Origin of the sequence: Pseudomonas sp. RC4D1 (genome assembly GCF_018390395.1) — a bacterium.
Classification (GTDB): Bacteria; Pseudomonadota; Gammaproteobacteria; order Pseudomonadales; family Pseudomonadaceae; genus Aquipseudomonas; species Aquipseudomonas danubii.
Genome location: NZ_JAHBAW010000002.1, coordinates 347,346 through 367,607, shown reverse-complemented (window position 1 = coordinate 367,607; position 20,262 = coordinate 347,346). Strand labels below are relative to the sequence as shown.

The 20,262-nt window shown below is 52.3% G+C and carries 16 protein-coding genes; 1 reads left to right on the top strand and 15 read right to left on the bottom strand.

The window, feature by feature from the left end; all coding sequences use genetic code 11:
* Positions 1–473: 473 nt before the first annotated feature.
* From KHO49_RS17480 to KHO49_RS17415, 14 genes are all read right to left on the bottom strand, one after another.
* A complete protein-coding gene (locus tag KHO49_RS17480) occupies positions 474–869 on the bottom strand; it encodes a single-stranded DNA-binding protein (protein WP_213665478.1) in 396 nt (131 codons plus the stop codon).
* Positions 869–1,378: a DUF3158 family protein gene (locus tag KHO49_RS17475; protein WP_213665477.1), complete on the bottom strand. Its 510-nt coding sequence runs from the start codon at positions 1,376–1,378 to the stop codon at positions 869–871. The genes KHO49_RS17480 and KHO49_RS17475 overlap by 1 nt, the downstream gene beginning before the upstream one ends.
* Positions 1,378–2,169: a PFL_4669 family integrating conjugative element protein gene (locus KHO49_RS17470; protein WP_213665476.1), complete on the bottom strand. Its 792-nt coding sequence runs from the start codon at positions 2,167–2,169 to the stop codon at positions 1,378–1,380. The genes KHO49_RS17475 and KHO49_RS17470 overlap by 1 nt, the downstream gene beginning before the upstream one ends.
* A gap of 488 nt (positions 2,170–2,657) precedes the next feature.
* The gene (locus KHO49_RS17465) at positions 2,658–5,444 is read right to left on the bottom strand and encodes a hypothetical protein (protein ID WP_213665475.1); all 2,787 of its coding nucleotides are present in this window, start codon (positions 5,442–5,444) and stop codon (positions 2,658–2,660) included.
* Between the two features lie 352 nt (positions 5,445–5,796).
* Positions 5,797–7,908 carry a ZirU family protein gene (locus KHO49_RS17460; RefSeq protein WP_213665474.1) on the bottom strand — a complete coding sequence of 704 codons (2,112 nt, stop codon included), beginning with the start codon at positions 7,906–7,908 and terminating at the stop codon, positions 5,797–5,799.
* Positions 7,909–8,244: 336 nt separating this feature from the next.
* Positions 8,245–8,673, bottom strand: coding sequence for a hypothetical protein (locus KHO49_RS17455; RefSeq protein WP_213665473.1), 429 nt, complete (start codon positions 8,671–8,673; stop codon positions 8,245–8,247).
* 796 nt (positions 8,674–9,469) lie between these two features.
* On the bottom strand, positions 9,470–10,657 hold the full coding sequence (locus KHO49_RS17450) for an STY4528 family pathogenicity island replication protein (RefSeq protein ID WP_213665472.1): 1,188 nt from the start codon (positions 10,655–10,657) through the stop codon (positions 9,470–9,472).
* A gap of 2 nt (positions 10,658–10,659) precedes the next feature.
* Complete coding sequence (locus KHO49_RS17445; protein WP_213665471.1) at positions 10,660–11,220, bottom strand: DUF2857 domain-containing protein; 561 nt, start codon at positions 11,218–11,220, stop codon at positions 10,660–10,662.
* Position 11,221: 1 nt separating this feature from the next.
* Positions 11,222–12,937 (bottom strand): ParB family protein, encoded by a 1,716-nt coding sequence (locus KHO49_RS17440; RefSeq protein WP_213665470.1) that lies wholly within the window; start codon positions 12,935–12,937, stop codon positions 11,222–11,224.
* Positions 12,930–13,160: a type II toxin-antitoxin system HicA family toxin gene (locus KHO49_RS17435; protein ID WP_213665469.1), complete on the bottom strand. Its 231-nt coding sequence runs from the start codon at positions 13,158–13,160 to the stop codon at positions 12,930–12,932. Before KHO49_RS17435 ends, KHO49_RS17440 begins: the two co-directional genes overlap by 8 nt.
* The gene (locus tag KHO49_RS17430) at positions 13,144–14,007 is read right to left on the bottom strand and encodes a ParA family protein (protein WP_213665468.1); all 864 of its coding nucleotides are present in this window, start codon (positions 14,005–14,007) and stop codon (positions 13,144–13,146) included. Before KHO49_RS17430 ends, KHO49_RS17435 begins: the two co-directional genes overlap by 17 nt.
* 34 nt (positions 14,008–14,041) lie before the next feature.
* Positions 14,042–14,254 (bottom strand): AlpA family transcriptional regulator, encoded by a 213-nt coding sequence (locus tag KHO49_RS17425; protein ID WP_213665467.1) that lies wholly within the window; start codon positions 14,252–14,254, stop codon positions 14,042–14,044.
* 449 nt (positions 14,255–14,703) lie between these two features.
* Positions 14,704–15,603 carry a LysR family transcriptional regulator gene (locus KHO49_RS17420; RefSeq protein ID WP_213665466.1) on the bottom strand — a complete coding sequence of 300 codons (900 nt, stop codon included), beginning with the start codon at positions 15,601–15,603 and terminating at the stop codon, positions 14,704–14,706.
* Positions 15,604–16,332: 729 nt separating this feature from the next.
* Positions 16,333–17,097, bottom strand: a complete 765-nt coding sequence (locus KHO49_RS17415; RefSeq protein WP_213665465.1) for a hypothetical protein — start codon at positions 17,095–17,097, stop codon at positions 16,333–16,335.
* A 761-nt stretch (positions 17,098–17,858) separates the two neighbouring features.
* On the opposite strand from KHO49_RS17415, the gene KHO49_RS17410 reads away from it, so the two are divergent.
* Positions 17,859–19,148, top strand: a complete 1,290-nt coding sequence (locus KHO49_RS17410; RefSeq protein ID WP_213665464.1) for an OmpP1/FadL family transporter — start codon at positions 17,859–17,861, stop codon at positions 19,146–19,148.
* Between the two features lie 765 nt (positions 19,149–19,913).
* Here the strand turns inward: KHO49_RS17410 and KHO49_RS31535 are convergent.
* On the bottom strand, positions 19,914–20,087 hold the full coding sequence (locus KHO49_RS31535) for a carbon storage regulator (RefSeq protein WP_502937904.1): 174 nt from the start codon (positions 20,085–20,087) through the stop codon (positions 19,914–19,916).
* Positions 20,088–20,262 lie beyond the last annotated feature (175 nt).

The window sequence follows — 20,262 nt, the reverse complement described above, 5'->3', positions numbered from 1 at the left end:
GCCGCAAAGGCATAGCTGTCGTCGAAATCTGCCGTTGCCACAGCGCACCCGGCCCGCTTCGTGGTTAGGGCCGGCAACTACTGGCGCACATCCGCGCACAAAAGGAACCCATTTTTCGCCGGTGGGTACCGGCACTGAACACGACCGACCCTATGGGTCTCCTGGTCGCTCGGTCAAAAGCGGCCAGGAGACCCATAGCAGTCGGAGCCTATCGATCAATGGGCTATACGAAAGGGGTAACGGTAGATAAATAACCTTCGCCCATTAGCTCTACGCTGAAGGGACATGCCATTGCAGAAGGCGTGGACACGCTTCGGAGCCCCACCCAATAGTGGGGCGATTCCTGCCAGGAGCTGGAGATCACTCTGGACACAGGGTATGTTGAAAATCAAAAACGCTAAATACAGTTGAACCAATCATCTCGGCGACGCTGCAGGTAGGCAGCAAACATGCTGAATACTGATCCACCGCTTTCACTCTTCGTCCTCTGACTCGTTCGATGTCGGCTTTGAGCTGAGTACAACCTGTTCGATGCGATAGGGCAGTATGCCAACGCAGCGCGCGTTGATCTTGTAAGTCGTGCGTGGTTTTTCGTCGGCGTCCTCCCAGTCATCCCGCTCTTGCCGTCCTGCCACCAGAACCCGCATCCTTTTTTGATAAATGCTGGCCCAATGTTCTGCATCGCGATGCCAGATCTCGACCGGTGCCCAAAATCCACCCCGATCTTCAAACCCGTCCCTGGTCGGAACCGGGTTATCGAAGTAAACGTTCAGGCGTACCAGTCGGTGCGGCTCTTCGTTGCCATTGGCAAACTCGCGATACTCCGGCGCAGAACCAATATTGCCCTCGCCATAAAAGAACGTACTCATCAGATGCCTCCTCGAGCATTGGTGGCGCCGATGCGCCGTTGGTACACCGCCTTGGCGCGGCTGGCTTTGTTGGCGCAATCCTGGGCCTGGCGTGCAATGGAGTGGATGCCGCTCATTTGCATGTTGAATACGATGCGCTGTTGCTCCATTGCGTACAGGTCATCGATCAGTGACTCCGGTGTCGCTGAATCGTGTAGCAGTCCCTCCCATAACTCCACGCCCATTCGAGATCGATCGATGTTGCGCCAGCGCAGAAAGGTAGTGCCTGCGCCAGTCGTTTGCAGCGTCAGTTGTACGGGCAGAAGATTGAAGGGATAGCTGCGGGCTTGGGGTAACAGGTGCCGTTGCGCCAACGCAATCATGCCGTCACGCAACGCGATGCACTGGTTGGCCCAAGTCTCAAGTCCATTACCTTTAAAAGGCTTTAAAAGGCCTTTTAGGTAGGCCGCATGTTCCAGACTCAGGAAGGCAGACTGTTCCAGCGCGACAAATTGATGAGATTGGCGCATTACAGATCCTCCTCATCGTTGTTCACGCCGAGCAGAGTATTTTTTGGCTCAGCTGCGTTATCGATGGCTGGCGCTATGTCGGCTTCATCTTCTGGCGCAACGGCTCGCGAGCCAATGCTGCGGGTCAGGGGCGGCGCGAAACGCGAGCGCCGTGTGCCCTCCAAAACGTCCTGGGGCAGTTCACCGTACTTCTCCAAGGCTGCGCGTGCAGCAGCATTGTTCGCGGTGAAGTCATCCCGAGTTGTTCCTGAATAGCGATACTGCTGGGCCATGCTGAATAGACTGCGCAGTGCATGCGCACCCTCGCTAAGCCAGCGCTCCAGTGTGCTGCGATCAATCAAGGCAGTGTGGTGCGCCAGGATCAGGCGGCGAGCCAGATTGTCGTAGTCGGCCAACAGATAGACCGCCATAAAGCCCAGTTGTGAGGCGACAAATAGCGGCAGTTTGACCGGCTGGACGTTGAGGTTTTCACCCAGGCTGAGTGCTGGCGGAACATTGGCCAGGGCCTGGTCAACCTGCTCACACAGATTCTGTAACTGCTGCTTGGTCGAGTTGAGCTTGTCCTCGATACGCAGCATCCACCAGTCGCTGTAGGGATCGTCCTGTTCAGCGCCTCGCTTGAGCTTGTTCATGGTGGAGACGAAGCCATTGAGCCCGATGATTCCGGACTTCCCCTCAGTCGGCGCTCTGCCGTGCCAGATGCGCGAAGCGTGGTGGGTGTGCAGGGTCAGCGACATGGTGCTGCGCAGCGCCCCAAGGTTTAACTGCAGGGTTTCGGTGTCGTTGGTCATGATGATGACTCGTGGGGTTATTACCAGTCGTCAGCATCAACAGTTGTCGGAAGGGCGTCAGTTGTGAATCCGCAACTGATCAGCGCGTCTTTATGGGCTGGTTCAGATGTTTGGGTGGGAGGCGGGTCGTCTGTCGAGCTATACCAGTGGTATAGGCAAGCATGGCTTTCAGTGGCAGTTAACCCCAGGATTGCTCCCGCACCGTGCCAGGGCGGGGAGCTTGGAGGCTTGCTTACGGCAAGCCTCCATACAGCACTACCCGGCCCTGGAGCTATTTGAATGAACGCTGCAACACTTTGAGCGGCTTACCCTGCTGACAAAACCAACCCAGACGCGTGTCGTAAAAACGGATAAAAATCCCTTCACGAAAACACGCCAACCAATCGCTGGATTTACTCAACCGCAAACGCTCGCCAATTTCCATATACCGACCTCTCCCAAGCAAAAACAAAAGCAAATTTACAAATTAAAAGCTAAACGTTAAACCCTCAACGAACACAAGCCACCTGGAGTAGTTTGGAAAGCTCGAAGCTGCTGCGGTCGTTGCCGCTGCTCAGGTTTACGCCGATGAAGGTGTCGACGAAGGTCGGGAATTGTATGACCCGGCCGCCGCTGGGCCTGTCGCTGGACCAGTAGAAGTACGGGTAGATCTCGCCGCCGCTACCACCCGGCCAGCCGTGAGGCTGGTTGAATATATCAAAAACGGGGATCTGGCCAGATGTCGCACCATAAAATAAAGCAACTAACTCGTCTCTTGTTCCCAAACGAGTTCCCTTAACGTAGCGACAATAAGAATCTGCATCATTCAAATTCTTAGGCGCTGTATCCGGCTTATAGAAGAGGGTAATAGGATTGACAAGACGGTATTGCTCAGATTTAACCTCAGCGCCGATATTGTTGGTAAGTGCTATTGATACGGGTGTCACACCAAAGCTAACTATCGTACCTATATCAGCTTTGCTTGACCGGTATTCTTTGGTATTGGCACCGTTACCGGTAATGGGCTGGTCGCTGCGATACCACTGGAACGTCGAATTGCCTTGAGCGATGCTGTGCTCGTAATCGTAGCTGCCCCTTAGAATCTGACCCGCACTGGACAAGAATTTATTAGTAAGAGAAGGGGTGATTTTGACGTTTCTGGCCACAGGGACAACGCCTAGAACAGCTGTAGTGGGATCGGAGGTCTTCACTTCACCGATTTTACCCGCGCCGTTCTTCGGCTGTACTGACACTTCCAGCGTTTTGCCGACGTCGTCGTTGCCAATGAGATGCTCCGGTACATTGCCGCCCTCCTTCACTGCGCTGCCCTCATTAGCGACTTTTATGCCCGTATCGTCCTTCCAACCCCACAGATAGAACGACATGTCCTCTTGGTTACCGTGATTGGTTTCGAAGGTGTAGGTGGCCTTCAGCTTTTCGCCCGGATTCAGCTTGCCGGAAACCTTCAGATCCTTGATCGACGGCTTGGCCTCTGGATTAATCACCTTACCGTCATCGGTACCGCCATCAATCGTACTGCCGGGGTTCGACGTGGTCATGGTCAGCTGATTACCGACTACATTGGCCTGGTTCTTGGCCTGCACCGATACTTCCAACACCTTGCCGGCATCGATATCTTTAATGGTGTAAGCCGGTACCTCGCCACTGTTGGTCACGGTATTGCCATCACCTACACCAGCAGCCGACTGATTGAGCAGAGCCCACTTATAGGTCGATGCATCACCCGAACCACTGCCGTTGGCATCGTAGCTGTACTCACCGACCAGTTTTTCACCCACCTTCAGTGTGCCGTTGATCTTAAGGTCACTGATGACCGGCTTAACGTTCAGGTTAACCACCAGTCCGCCTGGGCTACCGCCATCAATCGTACTGCCGGGGTTCGACGTGGTCATGGTCAGCTGATTACCGACTACATTGGCCTGGTTCTTGGCCTGCACCGATACTTCCAACACCTTGCCGGCATCGATATCTTTAATGGTGTAAGCCGGTACCTCGCCACTGTTGGTCACGGTATTGCCATCACCTACACCAGCAGCCGACTGATTGAGCAGAGCCCACTTATAGGTCGATGCATCACCCGAACCACTGCCGTTGGCATCGTAGCTGTACTCACCGACCAGTTTTTCACCCACCTTCAGTGTGCCGTTGATCTTAAGGTCACTGATGACCGGCTTAACGTTCAGGTTAACCACCAGTCCGCCTGGGCTACCGCCATCAATCGTACTGCCGGGGTTCGACGTGGTCATGGTCAGCTGATTACCGACTACATTGGCCTGGTTCTTGGCCTGCACCGATACTTCCAACACCTTGCCGGCATCGATATCTTTAATGGTGTAAGCCGGTACCTCGCCACTGTTGGTCACGGTATTGCCATCACCTACACCAGCAGCCGACTGATTGAGCAGAGCCCACTTATAGGTCGATGCATCACCCGAACCACTGCCGTTGGCATCGTAGCTGTACTCACCGACCAGTTTTTCACCCACCTTCAGTGTGCCGTTGATCTTAAGGTCACTGATGACCGGCTTAACGTTCAGGTTAACCACACCCCCTGCACCGTTACCATCGGTCACACCCGCTGCTGTCGCAGTGTCCATACTGTCCGTGTTACCCACGACGCCCAGCAGATTCTTCGCTTGAACCTGAAAGGTCAGTACCAGACCAGCATCGTCATCGGCCAGCACATAGGTGTCGTCGTTATCCGTGTCGGTGTGACCGCCGTTCAGCCACAACTTGGTCGACGCATCACTGGAGCCACTGCCGCCATCTTTATATTCGTAAACGCCGGTCAGGGTACTGCCCACCGTCAGCTTGCCGGTGATTTCAGTGACCGTCACCACCGGAGGGGCCGCTGGATCACCGGCGACCATGATCTCCAGGCTTGCGACTTGGCCGATGGACGGCTCGGAGAGCGTCGGGTCAGTCTTGGGCGTGACCTCTGCGCTCAGGCGTTGGCCTGGACGATCGCCGCGGGCCTCACTCAAGGTGTAGCTGAAGGCCGTGGCCCCCTGAATAGGCTGACCGTCGCGCAGCCATTGTACGGCGGTGCCGTGTTCCGCATCACCGTCCAGGTCACTAAAGACATAGAACAATTTGACGGTGTCGCCAAGGGCCGGCATCTGATTATCAAACGCCAGACCACTGGCCACCGGAGCACGTCCGTGGATCTGAGGGCTGGGCTCCGAGGTGTACTTTTCCGCATAGGCTGGCACGCCATACATCAATTGCGACGCTATCAATATCCCGACGGTGATGTTGTTTCTGAGTAGCTTCATGAGCGTTATCTAAACCTGAAATAAAAAATTCAAAAAAACCAAGAAACCAAGAAACCAAGAAGCTCGCTCTGCGTGGCAGAAAACTGTTATCCAGAGTCCACTGTTCTGCACCGCATCCGCGGCTTAAGCGTCTGGCCACTCACACCTGGGTTAAAAACAATACGCACGACCACCCCGACATCAGGTAATGAGCGGTCATTTGCGCGGCAACCTCCCACAAGATCATTTGCAGGATGACCGCCACGGCATAGATGGACAGGGAGGACGGTGTGAAGCCTCATACACAGCCCTCGCCGACCGTCAGTACCGCCGTGGAGATCGCGACTGGTGTAGTGGAGGCTTCACCTAGGCATTATTTTTTTGGTTCGGCAGTCACTCGAACCTGTTTGAGTTGATGGCCCGGTTGGATGGTGAAGGTTTGTGCCGTCGCCCCTGCCACATCGACAAACACGCCACTGCCCGGGGTGGTTTCTTCTTCCCACTGGTAAGTGAAGCTGCTGGCGCTGCAGGTGCTGGCACACACCACCACCGCATTGAGGACTTCACCCACAAAGGTCACGCCATTCAAGGCGTTACCGGCCGCATCCTGAATGGTCACCACGGGGATCTGTGCCCCAATCACGCCACTCGTGTTCATGCTGGAAGTATTGCCGATCAGGCCAGCCCCGTTTTTTGCGGTCACTTCGAACGTCAGCACCTGGCCGATGTCGGCGCTGTCGAGCAAATACTGGGCCGTGGTATCGGCATGACCACCGTTGAGCCAGGCCATGCTCGACTTGTCGGTCGCATCACCGCCGTTAGGTTCAAAGAGGTAGGCACCGGTTAACACGGAACCCACGCTGAGGCTGCCGGTAATGCCGGTTACGTTCACCGTCGGCACGGAAGTATTGGGGGTGATGGTGACGGTGTAGCTGGCCGAACCGAACACTTTGCCGGCGCCATTGTGCTCCACGGCGGTAATGGTCACCGTGCCGATCACCAGGGCGCTTAACACACCAGTGGCCGAGTCAACGGTCAGTACCAACGGATCGGAGGAGGAGTAGGTGACGAGGCCTTGACGCCCGCCTTGAACCCGCAAGCCCGGATCGTTAGTGCCGGCCATCATGCTCATGCTGTTCAGGGCAAAGGTCAGCGGGGCGTATTTGTCCTTTTCCTGGTATTCCAGAACGATGTTGTAGTTACGATTGACGATATCGGTCTTGGCTTGCGCCAGCGGACTCAGGGCCACGGCCTTTTTCGGGTCGAGCAGTTCGTTGAGTGACTTATCAAAGTCCCAGTTCAGCCCCATGCCCAACTCCCAACCCCCCGAACCGCCGGTGACCTGGGTGTGTTGCGCGTTCAGGGTCAGCAGGGGAATGGGTTGATACTTGGTGCCGAGGGTATAGCCCTTCGGATTTTTTTCGGTCTGGCTGCGACTGCCCGACACGTCGACCCGGTCACCCTTCCACTCGAAGAATTTACCGGTGACGGCCAGTTGTTTCACACCAGGAACCCCGGCCTCCACATTGGTGTCCCAGCCCTTGGCGGCCCGTTCTTGCAGGATGCGGCTGTCCGGGTCGCTGTTCAGGCGATGGTCCTTGGAGGTTTTCCAACCGCTGAGCGGGGTGTAGTAGTTGGCTGAAAACCGCGCCTGATCGGTCCAGGCCTCGCCACCGAGTCCACCACGGGTGTGGTTACGTGACATGTCCTGGTCGAGAAAGCCGTTGACCCCCAGGACCCACTGTTCATTGATCTGGTTGCGATACCCTATCCCGACGTTAGCCAGCTTTCGCTCGCCGAAGGTCCGGCCACCGATTTGAGCGAACACGATGTCGTGCTCACGCTCGTACAGCGGTTGCAGGTAATCCAGCGAGTAAGCGACCTGACCGCCATTGACGTTAGCTTGGATACCGACCTTGGCAGTGCCGTTGGCGCCGAGAAACTTCTCTATCTCGCGAGAGGCCCCGTCGGTCAGTCCACCCACTGCCCGCTGAGCCAGCATGCCGGATGGGGCGGCGCCTTTTTTCTGGTTCGCCCCTAGAATCTGCGCCGCGCCGACCACTTCCTGCACCACGGAGTTGGTCAGCGAGTCTTGTTCCTTGCGCTGTTCGGCCGACGGCTGGCCATTGTCGGCCAAGCCCAGCGGGCCGGGCACCAAAATGATGTCGCCGGTCTTGAGCGTGGCCAGTTTGCTGGCCTGCATGAGCTGCCCGTTCAAGGTCGAGAGTTCACGGGTGGAGCGGTTGAACTTGCCCGCTACCGCGGCCAGGGTTTCACCGGGTTTGAGCTGGTAGGTGACATAGTGGTTATACAGCCGCGCTTCGCCCCGCGGACTGTAGGGCACCAGCACCACGGTGGACGACCAGCCGTAGGCCTGAAATTGCTCGCGCAGTGCGGTTAAGGCGCTGACCGGCAGCGAAAAGCGCTCGGCCACCGCCTCCAGCGTCTCGCCCTGAACCGGCTGATAGATAATGTATTTTTGCAACTTCTCGACGGCGGCCATCGTTGATTGTAACGGGGCGGCTACTGATGAGGTTATATGCCCGGTAAAACACAATAGGCTTAAATAGGTAAGCGCTTGTTTCTTTGGAAATAACATAACTAAACTTCACCTACGAAAATCTAATAAGCACGCGCCACTGGCACATACTGCGTTAAAGGTATTAAAGTCTTGAAATAAATAACCTATTGTAAGGCGTCTCTAAGACGGCTCAGTAAAGTTCAGTCGTACGTAATTAATAGAGTCACACAGACAATCAACGCACTGCCTTTAAGTCAGCGGCACAGTAACCAAAAAAATCTTTAAGGGGCTTAAAGCAGTTTAATGAGATCGGGCCGCGTTACACTTCTCGCGATCTTCGTTAACTCGCCCATCCAGAATGGCTTGATTGGCATCCTTGGCTGAAACAGCAAAACCCTGTTCATCAAAGGCGCCCATCTGCAAGCGATAACTGGAAAAGCGTTCGGTCACCGGTACGAGAAATGGCTGTTCCTCGCCAGGCGGCACTGGGCCAATTGGATAGAGCACGCTGGCCCCCGGATGACATTGGGCATCAATCGGTGTCACGACCAGATAACCTCGAGTAATCGGTGCATCCCCCGAGTTAACCAGGGTGCCGCCCACTTCCTGGGTCGTGCCGTTGCCGATGCCCATGTGAAACTTAACCAGCAGCTCTGGAGTGGCCCATGCCTGTCCGCTCAAGTACAGCGCAGTGATGGCCACCACACCGTGCAAACAAAGTTTTTTCATTAGGTTATCAACCACTGGTATCAAAAATTAATAAGTTGTAAATCATAGAAGACAAATATTTGAACGTCATTAAATCGCTTATTAATAATTGGTGATTCACAATTTATCATAAGCATTAAGGAAAAAGATCTCGCTAGGTACCAAGCCAGTACCGCTCATTCACGCCCTAAATTTTGTGAAAGTCAGCACATGTGAAAAGTCCGTCAACTTAAAAGACGACACACTTGCCTCGAACAGCGCGGGGCAACTGTTGTTATCTTGGGGGGTGGGCATCGTCAGAGTGAGAAACTGAGCCACAGTCTAAGCGCCTTTTTTTTACTATTGCCTATTGGCAAATTAGCAAGTCACGCAAGAAGCGCTCCCACGATCACGAATATGAATCGTCTTGACGTTAACGCTACGGTCAGTGCTCCATTTCATTTGGAGAAAGCGATCGTCGAAATCTTGCAACGCCGCGAGATAGTCACTCAACAGTGAGCGAACCGATGCAGTGCATTGGCCCCTGTGGGAGCTTATTCCTTCGCGCCAGTTTCTGAGTTAGAGCAACGGATGTGCCATAGGCCCTTTCCCAGCGTCCTGCTCTCAACCAAAAAAATGGCTGTCCGCAGTAACCGGATATGCATCACATAGTTGCTGCCAAGTCTCATATACAATAATGGGCGGTGTGAATCGGGTCATGATGCACGAAGTATGGCAGTCAGATCTTGTGCGACTAATTGGTCAAGTGAAGTGCACCATGCGTACAGCTATACCAGTGGTATAGGTTTCCATAGTCTTCTGTGGACACTATTCAATCTCATTTCACCCCCATCAATACCCGGAGTTGCGCAATGTGTGCGTGTGCCACCTTGGGATCCGTTGGCGTCGATGCGGGGGTTGCCTCGACCGACGTCACTGTTCGCGGTGGCCTGGTCTTCTGTGCCTCCCAGGATCGAAAGTCACCATGTACCGCCTTTTGGATCAGCCCGAACAGATAGCCGGCAGGGTTGCGCACGGTGGTGGTTTGGCAGCGTGCATCCCATTCATCCAGGATAGCCTGATGTAACCTCCATTCGACCGACTGCAAAGCAACCAACGCCCCATTTTGCTGCTCTGCTTTCAGGGTTCTGAAGCGTTCACACAACCGAAGTTCTTCTTGCTCGTGCGGTACAGTACGTACTTTTTTTAAGTCTTTTATACGTACTGTACGGTCCTCCTTCGGAATCCGAAGTGTGTCGGTTTTACTGCCGTTGTCACCCACTTCGGATTCCAGAGACTGGGCGGCCGAATTCCGAAGAAGGGTATTTTGACCGTCTTCGGAATTCTGGGCGGTTGCGGTTTGTGAAGTACTGGCTGTTTCCTTCAGCCCCCGTCTTGCCAGTTGTTGGAAGAGAACCTGCAGTCGTGTGGGCAGCACCCGTCCGCTGAGCAACGGATCATCCCCCATCTCCCCCAAGACATGTACGCCGACACGCCGGACCGACTTGCTCGCATGTTCCAGCGCCTGACTGACCAGGCTGAGATATTCCGGATCGAGCTGCATGGCCTCATAGGGCGTCAGTGGAGAGTCGTGCAACACGTATAGATTGCCTAACATGCGGCCGCTCTTTGGATTACGCTGACGTCGTACGAGGCTTATCCAGCGGGTCAGGCGCAATGCTATCAGCGTCTTGGCCACTGTCTCGTGGGATGCGCGATCCGAACAGGGGGTGGAGGCGAGGTATGTGCTTAGCTGGTCGTAGGTGGGAAACGTGGTGATGCCATCGTCGTTGAGCAGAAAGCGAAACACCTGCCAGGCGTTGCGCTCCAGGGGAGTCAGCCGTCTGTCCAGCAAGAGCGCGCGCGGCACGCTGTCGTGGTGGTTACCACTGAAGAGAAAACCATCGGTTTGCGGTTTCACTGCCACAGGTGCAGTGGCGGCAGTTTGTGCTTGAAGACGACTCAGTGCTTTATCGAACAGTTTGTTCAGCGCTACTGGAGCACCGACTTGATTCAGGTGGCCCATGGTTAACCAAGCCCTTCGTCGATCCATCCACGAACGGAGCTCCAGACGACTGAAAGGGGGAGGGTGGTGGACTCCGCGAGATCCGCACTGAGGGCGAGCATGGCGGTGTCATCATCCAGATCGATCTTTTGTGCTTTCACGCGGGCTGACCAGTGATGCCACAGATCAGTGTCTTGCTCCTCGGTCAGCACCGGGTAACGACCTTTGCGCTTGGGGAGCCTGATCACGGATCGACGCAGGGCAATCTCCTGATGCGTCAGGCCAAAGAACTTGCTGATCAGCTCGGTACTGGCTCCTAGTCGCAACAGCCGATCGACTTCTTCAATCTCCTCGGCAACGTTCTTTACCTGATTCAGGAGGTAATTAAGGACGTCACTGTTGACGCGTACCGAACACCAGGAGACCGAGGAGTTGATAAGCAAGCTGACCAGGGCAGGATGCTTGAGCGCTTCCAGGTCCTCGTCGTCGAACCCCATCGCCTTGGCTCGGCGTAGTTGGCCGTTGCGCAGGTCGTGAAGTGCCTGCGCGATCACCGCTTGATTGAGAGGATGAGGACCGGACATTTCACTCTCCGTTTGACGAGTCGGAAGGGGAGCTTGCGCCGCCCGTGCGCCCTGCCTCCAGATCCAGAAGGCAACGTGCCAGGCGCAGCAACCTGAATAGCTTGACCAGCCCGGCGTCACTCAGACGAACGGTTTGTTCCTGAGTAATGACGTTGGCTTGTGCCAACCCCTGCAGCAAGACCCCAAGTTTTTCGACGTGTTGTGAGTGATCAACTGAGGCAGGTGGAAGGTCTTGCTGATAAGGAGCGCTCAATGCATACAGCAGCGCCAGAACGGCGTCCACGAACGGTTCGTGAGTGGATGTATTGACTCTGGAGAAACTGCTGGTACAGGTGAAGCCTATACCCTGAGCGCTGGGGGAAATCCTGTCGGCTGCTCCGGCTTCGGCGGCGATTTCTCGAGCAAACTGCGCAATGTGAGCCCGCAGGTGATCAGGTGTTTGCAAACAGGGTGCGATGTACCAGATGTCGGCGATTGGATACAGGCCATCGACTTGTATCGGAATGGCCTGTGGTGCACGGTTCTCCAAGTCAGGTGCTGCTTCCCCTATATGCTCGTCCACCAGACGCTGAATAGACTGCAGGCGTTCGGTAGTGGCAATGGGGGAGATGATGTGTCCTTGAGGTGGGGTATCTTGCTGTTTTGTCTGTTTATGCTGCTGGCCAGTATCTGTCGTTGGGGCTGAAGAGTCTGACGTTTTGTCGCTTCGTTTTTTTGTTGGCGAGGTGTGGCCATCTGACAATGGTGTCGATGGGGGACAAGAGTGTGGTTCCGTAGGCGGCGCTGTCGATGACGCTGCTGTGTTGGAGAGGTCACTACTGAGCGCATTCCAGCGTTTGCCCGAGTCGCTGATCTGCAGGGCTAGCATGTCGTAGCTCACGCCGAGCAGGTCAGCCATTTGACCAATAAGTTCATCTTGAACTCGCTGCAGCGAGAAAGCTGATGGTGAAGTGTCAAAGGCTGTCAGAACGTCCTGAAACAATGTAGGGAAGTCGATGGCAGGCGGTTTTTCCAAGGCATGGTTTTCCCAGGTGCGGGCCGCGGCTCGACGCAGTCCAGTGAGCTGTTCGATCATCGGTCGACCCAAACCACCGTAGAGGATATTCGGGATCGCAGGCAGGAGGTGCTGCACGGCATCTTGCATCCTGCTGATGTGTGGTTGCGCAATGGGATAGCCATCAATCTTCAGGCGCCGGGCAAGCTCGGATTGCGACAGTGGTTTTCCGTCCTCCAGTTCATAGAATTCGCGGGCCTTCTCCACTCCCAACGCACGCTCAATGAACGACAGTCCGCCATGCAGTTCGTTTTCGGCTAGATGCCCAGTTAGGGCCATGATTTCTCCGCGCTCCTGGGGCCAAGGGCGGAACAGGCAGAGGATGCGAAAGTATTGTTCGTCTTTGGTTTCGGTCCAAAGCTCACGAAGGATCGCCAGGCGAGTGTTGCCCCCGTTACGAATAACAAAGTGGGGTTCTCCAGGACGTCGGGTGATGGCTGGCGGTGCGTCCAGTCCACGTTCGCGAATGGACGCCTTGATCTCATCAAAGAGCGGGTTGCGCGTCACACGAGGGTTCAGTTCATAGGAGCGCAGTTCGTCCAGTGTCACCACCATGGCGGTGTCGACTATTGGATCGGTCAAGGCTTCCGCTATTGGACCTGAGCGTGAAAAACCGTCGTTCAGTAGCTTCGACGCCATGTCTTGTGGTGACAGCTCAGCCATGGTTGTTACTCCCATTATCCGAACGCACGGCCTGTATTTTTTGATTGCTTTCGATACGCACCTCATCCTTGGTCGGGCGCGTATAAATCGCTGGTAGTCCAGGTTTTAAAAACGTGAGGCAACCATTGGGCGATCGTGAAATGCTCCAACCTTGAGTTAGTGCATGTTCGATTAGCGGCAGAAGCCGCTCATTACCTTGAGCCAGTTCATGTGCATTCGACATGCTTCTGCCTCCGACCGACCTTGCCAGTGACTTGATCGAAATGCTCACGCCACTGCGGACAAAGCTCTATGGCCAAAGCCCGCATGATCTCCAGTGCTGCGGGGGCCAATCGACCGCTTGGACGCCGGTATTCGGCACGATGGGCCGGTATTCCCTGAGTGGCTGCCTTTGGGAATGTTTCGTTTGCCGGCACCTCGGTCCGTAAGACGTGAATGCCTGCATATTCTCGAAATATCAGCCGTAGTGTCTGGCGGATCAGCCTGGCGTTTTTCGAAACAGCGGGTATGCGGTTGATCAGCAGATGTAACTGGGGGGGCTCAATGCCCAGATGGCGGTAAGGTGCAAGATCTTCAATTAGTCGTAACGTTCCGCGCCGCATTTCACGGGCGGCGAGGATCTCTGGCGTCACGGGTGAGATGGCTGCGTTGGAAGCCAGTACAGCCATCTCCAGCAGTACATTACGAGCCCCTTGGGTGTCGATAATCACCAAGTCGTAGTGCTTCTCGAACACGTGCATTAGGTTGCGCAAGCGCAGACGACCATCCGCGGCGTGCAACAGCAAGGTGTTGAGTTGCCGATGCTCGTCGTTCGAAAGAATGACATCCAACCCCTTAACGGCAGTGTGTGACATCAGTTGTGAAACATCGCGCTCATTGAAGGCCAGAAGTTCGTAGACCCCACCGCCAGCGCGATGGGCAATCTCATAGTAGGAAGACAGCGTAGGTTGCATATCCAAGTCCAGCAGCAGAACTCGCAAACCCGCGTCGGCCATGAATCCGCCGAGGTTCGCAGCGATGGTGGTTTTGCCAACGCCGCCCTTGGTCGAGATGATTGAAATGACGTGCATGGCTTGCTCCTGTTTAGCAAGAAAAGGAGTGGCCTCAGCTACGTTCCTGGAGGCGTTCAGCGATCCACTGATTGATCTCGTTCGAGTCCCAGCCGACCGCGCGAACTCCAACGCGTAGAGCTTTTGGAAACTTGCCCTGTTTCATCAGACTGTAGATATGGGCGCGCTTGAACCCGGTCTTGGCCTCGACCTCAGGGCGTCGCAGGATGCGGTGCTCCGCCGATGGGGTGGTGTTCTGAGAAAGCATGACGGTCACTCCTTGATGCTTGATGGCACTCAGTGGCGGATGACCTGGGATTAAATGAGCACTGCCTTTGGTGCACATCAATCAATGAGTCGAAAGGAACTACCGTATTCATAGTCTTGCGGTTAAATACAACACAGTTCAATGCAGCCACTGCTACGAGTGTTGAGTCTGAAGGGCTGGCGAGGAGATGGTAGGACGAAAACTATGTGTCGTACTGCTCTTTCGTTGATACAAGGATGGAGACGATATAATTTGTCTCTTGATAGACAAAAAATGTCATTGTTTACGCAGGAGTATTTTCAATACCCGTTATAGAGGGTTCTAGAGGTGATAACGTAAAACTCAAACCAAAGTCCCCATGCTCTAAATGACATTTATCATCGTGGTACAGGCTCAAAAAGTACGGATTTCAACTATTCTGTCGAGCCAGTTCTGACAACAAAGTTTGCCTATATAGTAATTTTATTGCCCATCGCGTCCATTCGTATGAGAAACCGCTGAAGTTCGTCCGAGAAGGGTCTATTCAGTACTGAAGCAAAGGTAGGTACATCAGGCGTTTCGCTCGACAGTGGCCGAACGATGACATCTGGGTGCCGATACAGCGCAAGTTGCGATTCCAGGCCTATTGTGACGCCATATCCAGCAGACACCAGCATCATCATCGCTTCATGTGATGTTGCATACTCGGCGATCTTTAGTTTGGGCAACTGCTGCTCTTGCAGCCATTGAGGAACGACCTTCTGATTCTTGGCGTCTTGCTCTGGGTTGGACAGGATTAGGGGGTATCGCAGTAATTCACTGAGTGGGATCTCCTCGAGAGAAAGCAACGGATGGCGAATAGGTATTGCAGCCGCAGGGCGCTCTTCCCAAGCGAGTCTTTGGATGAATTCATCAGAGTCCAGCTCGGTTAGGGTGAGACCGACGTCAATTTGATCGTATCGCAGGGCTTGGAACAGATCGCTTGGCTTCAACTGTACTACTCGAATGTTAGTGCGGGGCTCTTCCTCGCGGCATCGAGCTAGCAACTGTGCAATGCGTGGTTGGGCCAATCCGTCCTCCAAACCAATACGGAGGTAGCTACAGGCACCATTTGATGTTGCCAGTACACGCATCCTTGCTGCTTCCATGAACGCCAGCATGCGATGCGCTTCTTCGCGGAAAGCCTTCCCTGAACAAGTGAGTTGAATACGTCCCTTGCTGCGATCCAGTAGACGTACGCCGAGTTGAATTTCAAGTTCTTTGATGGCTCGAGAAAGAGGGGAGGGTTCGATATGGACTTTGGCTGCCGCTCGGACAAAGCTCAGTTCTTCGGCAACAATCAGGAAATAGCGCAGATGGCGCATTCTCATGGTTGGGGACCCTTTTTTCAGAATACTGGTTGAGTACAAATTGTATTATTGTTGGATTTGTAGTCATGTGACCCACAGAAAACTGAGCTCTAAATAACTTCCCAAAAATCCTTTTTGTTCGTGCGGGTGCGCTAGAGCAATGACCTACCTTGCTTGAACACCTTAGTGCTTCCGCTCTCAATCAATTGAACCTTGGATAGTACTCGGTATTTATCGAAGATTTGTTATCTAGCGAGGTTATAAGAAATGTCTGAATGAGGTGCCAGAACTTTTCTGGCGAGTGCCTTTCGAGGTGTGTTCTTTAGTGAGTTCGTATTGAGCGTCGCAATGAGTTTTTAGCTAACCTGGGTGTACTTGATGATCACCGTTACTGTGTTTGTTGCCTTGTCGGCGGCGGGAGCGCAGTCGAGTTGCACTCGCTGTTGCATTTACTGTACGGGTATCTGCAGTCACCTACCCGTCAGCAGTAACAGCGCTGGTCGAGTTGCTGGTTGTGTCTGTCGTTGTTCTGGTCAGGCTGTTGTTCAGCACCCGTCTGGTCGCATTGTTCCTCGCCAGTACCGAAATTTTCAGTGCTGCCGGAATCTTTCGCCAGGGTGCGGTGCGGCGGAACAGCACCGTTGTCGTTGAGATATTCCTTGTGATGCCGCTCGGGCCCCACAGATAGGTTAAGAAATCACCTCGAGCCTGAAGGCATAAGTTGCCTTGAGGGTTTCACCGATATGCCGCTTACCGCTGATGACCCGGCGACTCATGGTCCTGGCCTGCAACCAAGTCAACCACGCCACCGTTGCCATTACCACCGCTCACTCCAGCTGCCGCAGTGGTATTCATACTGTCCGTATTACCCGTGGTACCTTGCAAGTTCTGTGCTTGTACTCGGAAGGTCAGTACCAGCCCTACATCTTCTTGAGTCAATAAATACTCAGCCTCGCTGCTCTGATGACCACCGTTCAACCATGACTTGATCGACGCATCACCCGAACCGCTGCCACCATCATCGTAGTTATACTCGCCAGCCAGTGTGCTACCCACGTTCAAGACGCCTTTTATGTCAGTGACCTTCACCTGCGGCTTGGCCGTCCGATCTCCAGCAACGAAGGTCTCCAGATACATCATCTGTCCAACTGAGGGCTCAGAGACATTTGGATCGGTCTTGGGGGTGACCTCTACGCGCAGAACTTGACCGGGACGATCACCCTCGGCTTCATTCAGTGTGTAGCTGAATGACGTTGCGCCCTGGATAGGCAGAGTATCGCGCAGCCATTGCACGATAGTTCCTTGCTCCGCATCACCATCCAGATCTTGAAAGGAATAGCTCAGCCTAACGGTATCGCCAATGGCGGGGACGGGTTTGTCTAGCACCAAGTTACTGGCCACCGGCGCTCGTCCATGGACCACATGGTTTGGTTCGGAAGCGTAGGCTGGCACGCCATATAAAAATTGTGACGCAATAAATATTCCAACAGTAATTTTATTCCGAAATAACTGCATGATCGTTATCTAAACCTGAAATTTGAAATTCAAAAGAAAAAACCGAGAAGCACGCTCTGAGTTGTAGGAGGTGGTTATCAAAAGCTCACTGTCCTGTATCGGTCACTAGTTCTCCAGAAAGCTATACCTGGATTTATGAACGCTACAGTGCAAAAGTCACTTTAATACGCCGCTATCGATTATTATCTGGCGGCAGGAATGTTGTCATATACATCACTAGCTAGAGCCTAGAGCTAAATTTTATTCCCATTGATACTTAAAGTCGCTAGCGCTTTAGTGAGATGGCATGAAAATGCTTTTAACATTAGTAGGCTAAATGTCGAGCGCAGTGAGTAATTAATAAATGATCTCTAGTTTTTATAGTTTGCGCCTGTAAAATGACAAATGGTCAAGGCGTGCGGGAGTTTTTATTTGTGAAATCATGCATTTCACGAGTTTGGTAAGGCTGGTTGCCCTGCATGAACAGAGCTTAGATTTGGGTGGTTGTGTGTCAGCCCCTAAGGGCGATGTGACCTCTCAATGGTTGAAGATGCCTGCATGTTTTTTGTGATTGTCGGTGAAATCACGATTATTGATTATCATGCTTTTGCCCGCATGATTATATTTTCACGAATGCTACATAGTGTCATACGAGGTTATGGCTTGAATTTAGGATGCCGATTTAACAGGGCTTTGGTTAGAATTCAACTAATGTCGATCTGCTAGGGATTTGGTGTGTTGATAGTGTTGGTGATGAATCTTAATAGGGGATTATTGTAATTATGTTATCTAAGTTTTTTTTATGTAAAGGCACGTTTGGTATTGCTGTCGCAATTGCATCCTCTCAACTTTGTGCGAGCGGATTTGCTGTTAATGAGCAAAGCGTCAGCGGAATGGGGACAGGGTTTGCGGGAAGATCTTCATCTGCCGAGGATGCAAGTACCGTTTATGGGAATCCTGCAGGTATGGCTCTGCTGGAGGGACGGCAAGTGACGGGAGGGGGGGCGTTCATTGATGCATCTAGCGAGATAAGCCAAGTTGGTGGCCATTCAAGCGGTAGTAACAAAGGAAACATGGTTCCATTTACCGCAGTTCCATTTGGTTTCTATGCTCAAAAAATTAACGAACGGTGGGCTGTTGGTTTTGGTATTTACGCACCCTTTGGTTTGACGGCCGATTATGAGAGAGACTTTCAAGGAAAAGCATTTGGGAGCAAGAGTGAAGTTAAGGTTGTTACTTTGCAGCCAACTTTTAGTTATTCGTTTAACGAAAGAGTCTCTCTGGGCTTCGGCCCGACGATTAACAGGATTACAGGGGTACTGGAGTCTGATGTTACGTTACCCTACGCGGGTAGTGGTTCTAATAAAATAGAAATCAAAGGTGACGGTAGCGCGCTTGGTTATAATGCGGGTCTTTTGGTGAGCGCTACTGACACGACGCGTGTTGGCCTTACTTACCACTCTAAAGTAAGCTATAAGCTCACTGGCCATACTGAAGTCATAAAAGGCAAAGGTGTGCCTATGGCAGATCTCAATAATGGCAGTTATGACGCCTCGCTCAGGATCGACACGCCTGAGTCTTGGGACCTCTCTATTACCCAAGATCTAGGTGACTGGAAGTTATATGGGGGATCTACTTGGACTCGCTGGAGTCGTCTGAAAGATATTACGGTCAATAACGAGGGGATTACTTACCCTACTAGTGGAGTACTTGCACAAAAAATTGTCGGTACGATCAAAGAAAATCAGAACTGGCATGATACTTGGGCTTACGCTGTAGGGGCTTCATATCGTGCCAACAAGCACTTGGTGCTTCGCACAGGCTTGACTTTTGACCAAGCACCAACTAACAACTTTGATCGTTCACCCCGTATTCCGACCGGTGACCGCATTATTTTCAGTTTGGGTGTGGGATATGATGTGATGCCAAACATGACTATCGATGTAGCCTTCGCTTATCTTAAAGAAGAATCTGTGAAGGTTAACCGCTCTAATGCGTTAGGTCAGTCCTACAGCGCGAAGTATGAGAATAGCGCCAATGGTTTTGGCTTGGGTGCAACTTACCGCTTCTGAATAAGTACGAAAGCTAATTAATAGAATTAAGATGGCATACCCAGCAAGAGTAGCACTTCTGCTGGTTTTTACACCTTTCTTGAAATTTTAATGGTCACCATTGTAGTGCGCGCGAGTTTCGTTTTTACAGCTGCTATTCCGCAGGCTTACATCGATCAATAGAGTAACTCGGTTCTAGATTCTGTTTTTTAGCAACTGAGTATAAGCGTTGATTAATTGACCTTAAGGTTTCTGTCTTGATTTTTACGTGGGTGATCTGTTAGGTGAATACTTGTTTTTCCTAAAGTTATTAACTGGAGCATCACTAGGTGCTAAAACTGGAAAGTAGAAGTTATATTGATGTGGAGTATCGGATTGTTAAAGGTTTTGTGTGGTATTGATACAATGCAGAGGTTTATGTAGCTAAATCTCTGAGAGTGTACATGAATTCATGAGATTTAATTTTTCATCAAAAAATCGGCGTGATTATCAGTGCATGCAGCAACAGAAGCATAAATCTTTTGTTAGATCTATTGTTCGTTGCAAGTATAGTGTTGGTTTTTTTCAAAATTGTGAGGGTTTGTGGGTATGAAATCCGATGACGAGGAAACAGATGTGTATCTTATCTATGCATATATTCTCGTGTTTGTGTTGCAAGTAGTAATTCTAGCATCTCGATCGGACGTTTTTTTGGGGGGGGGCCTTGTAGAGAATTTACGTATATTGATTTTTTTGTGAGTCTTTGATTTTGTTTTGGTTTTTTATTAAGTGTTAAGTGCGTATTGACTACTCACGATTCGTTATCCAGTGATGCTTATAATAGGGCGCAGTATGCTTCTCGTTTTCAGTGATAAGTTCAGAGCGGAGAATGTGCACTTCACGAGGTGCTTTTAGTCCCAAATGGACTATATCGCCTTTTACAAACATGAATAATATTTTAATGCTACGGTCAATCTTGATAGCTTGACCTGTTGTTGATATATATTCTTTCGTTTTGTTCTAAATAATAATTGTGTGTGCTAATAATAATTCCAGTCCCTCAATAAATCAGTTGAATGTAGTAGTTCGAGCGATTTAACGTGTGTTGCGCGGATTCGTTATCTGTGAGGTTGTTAAGAGCAACATACAAGAGTTG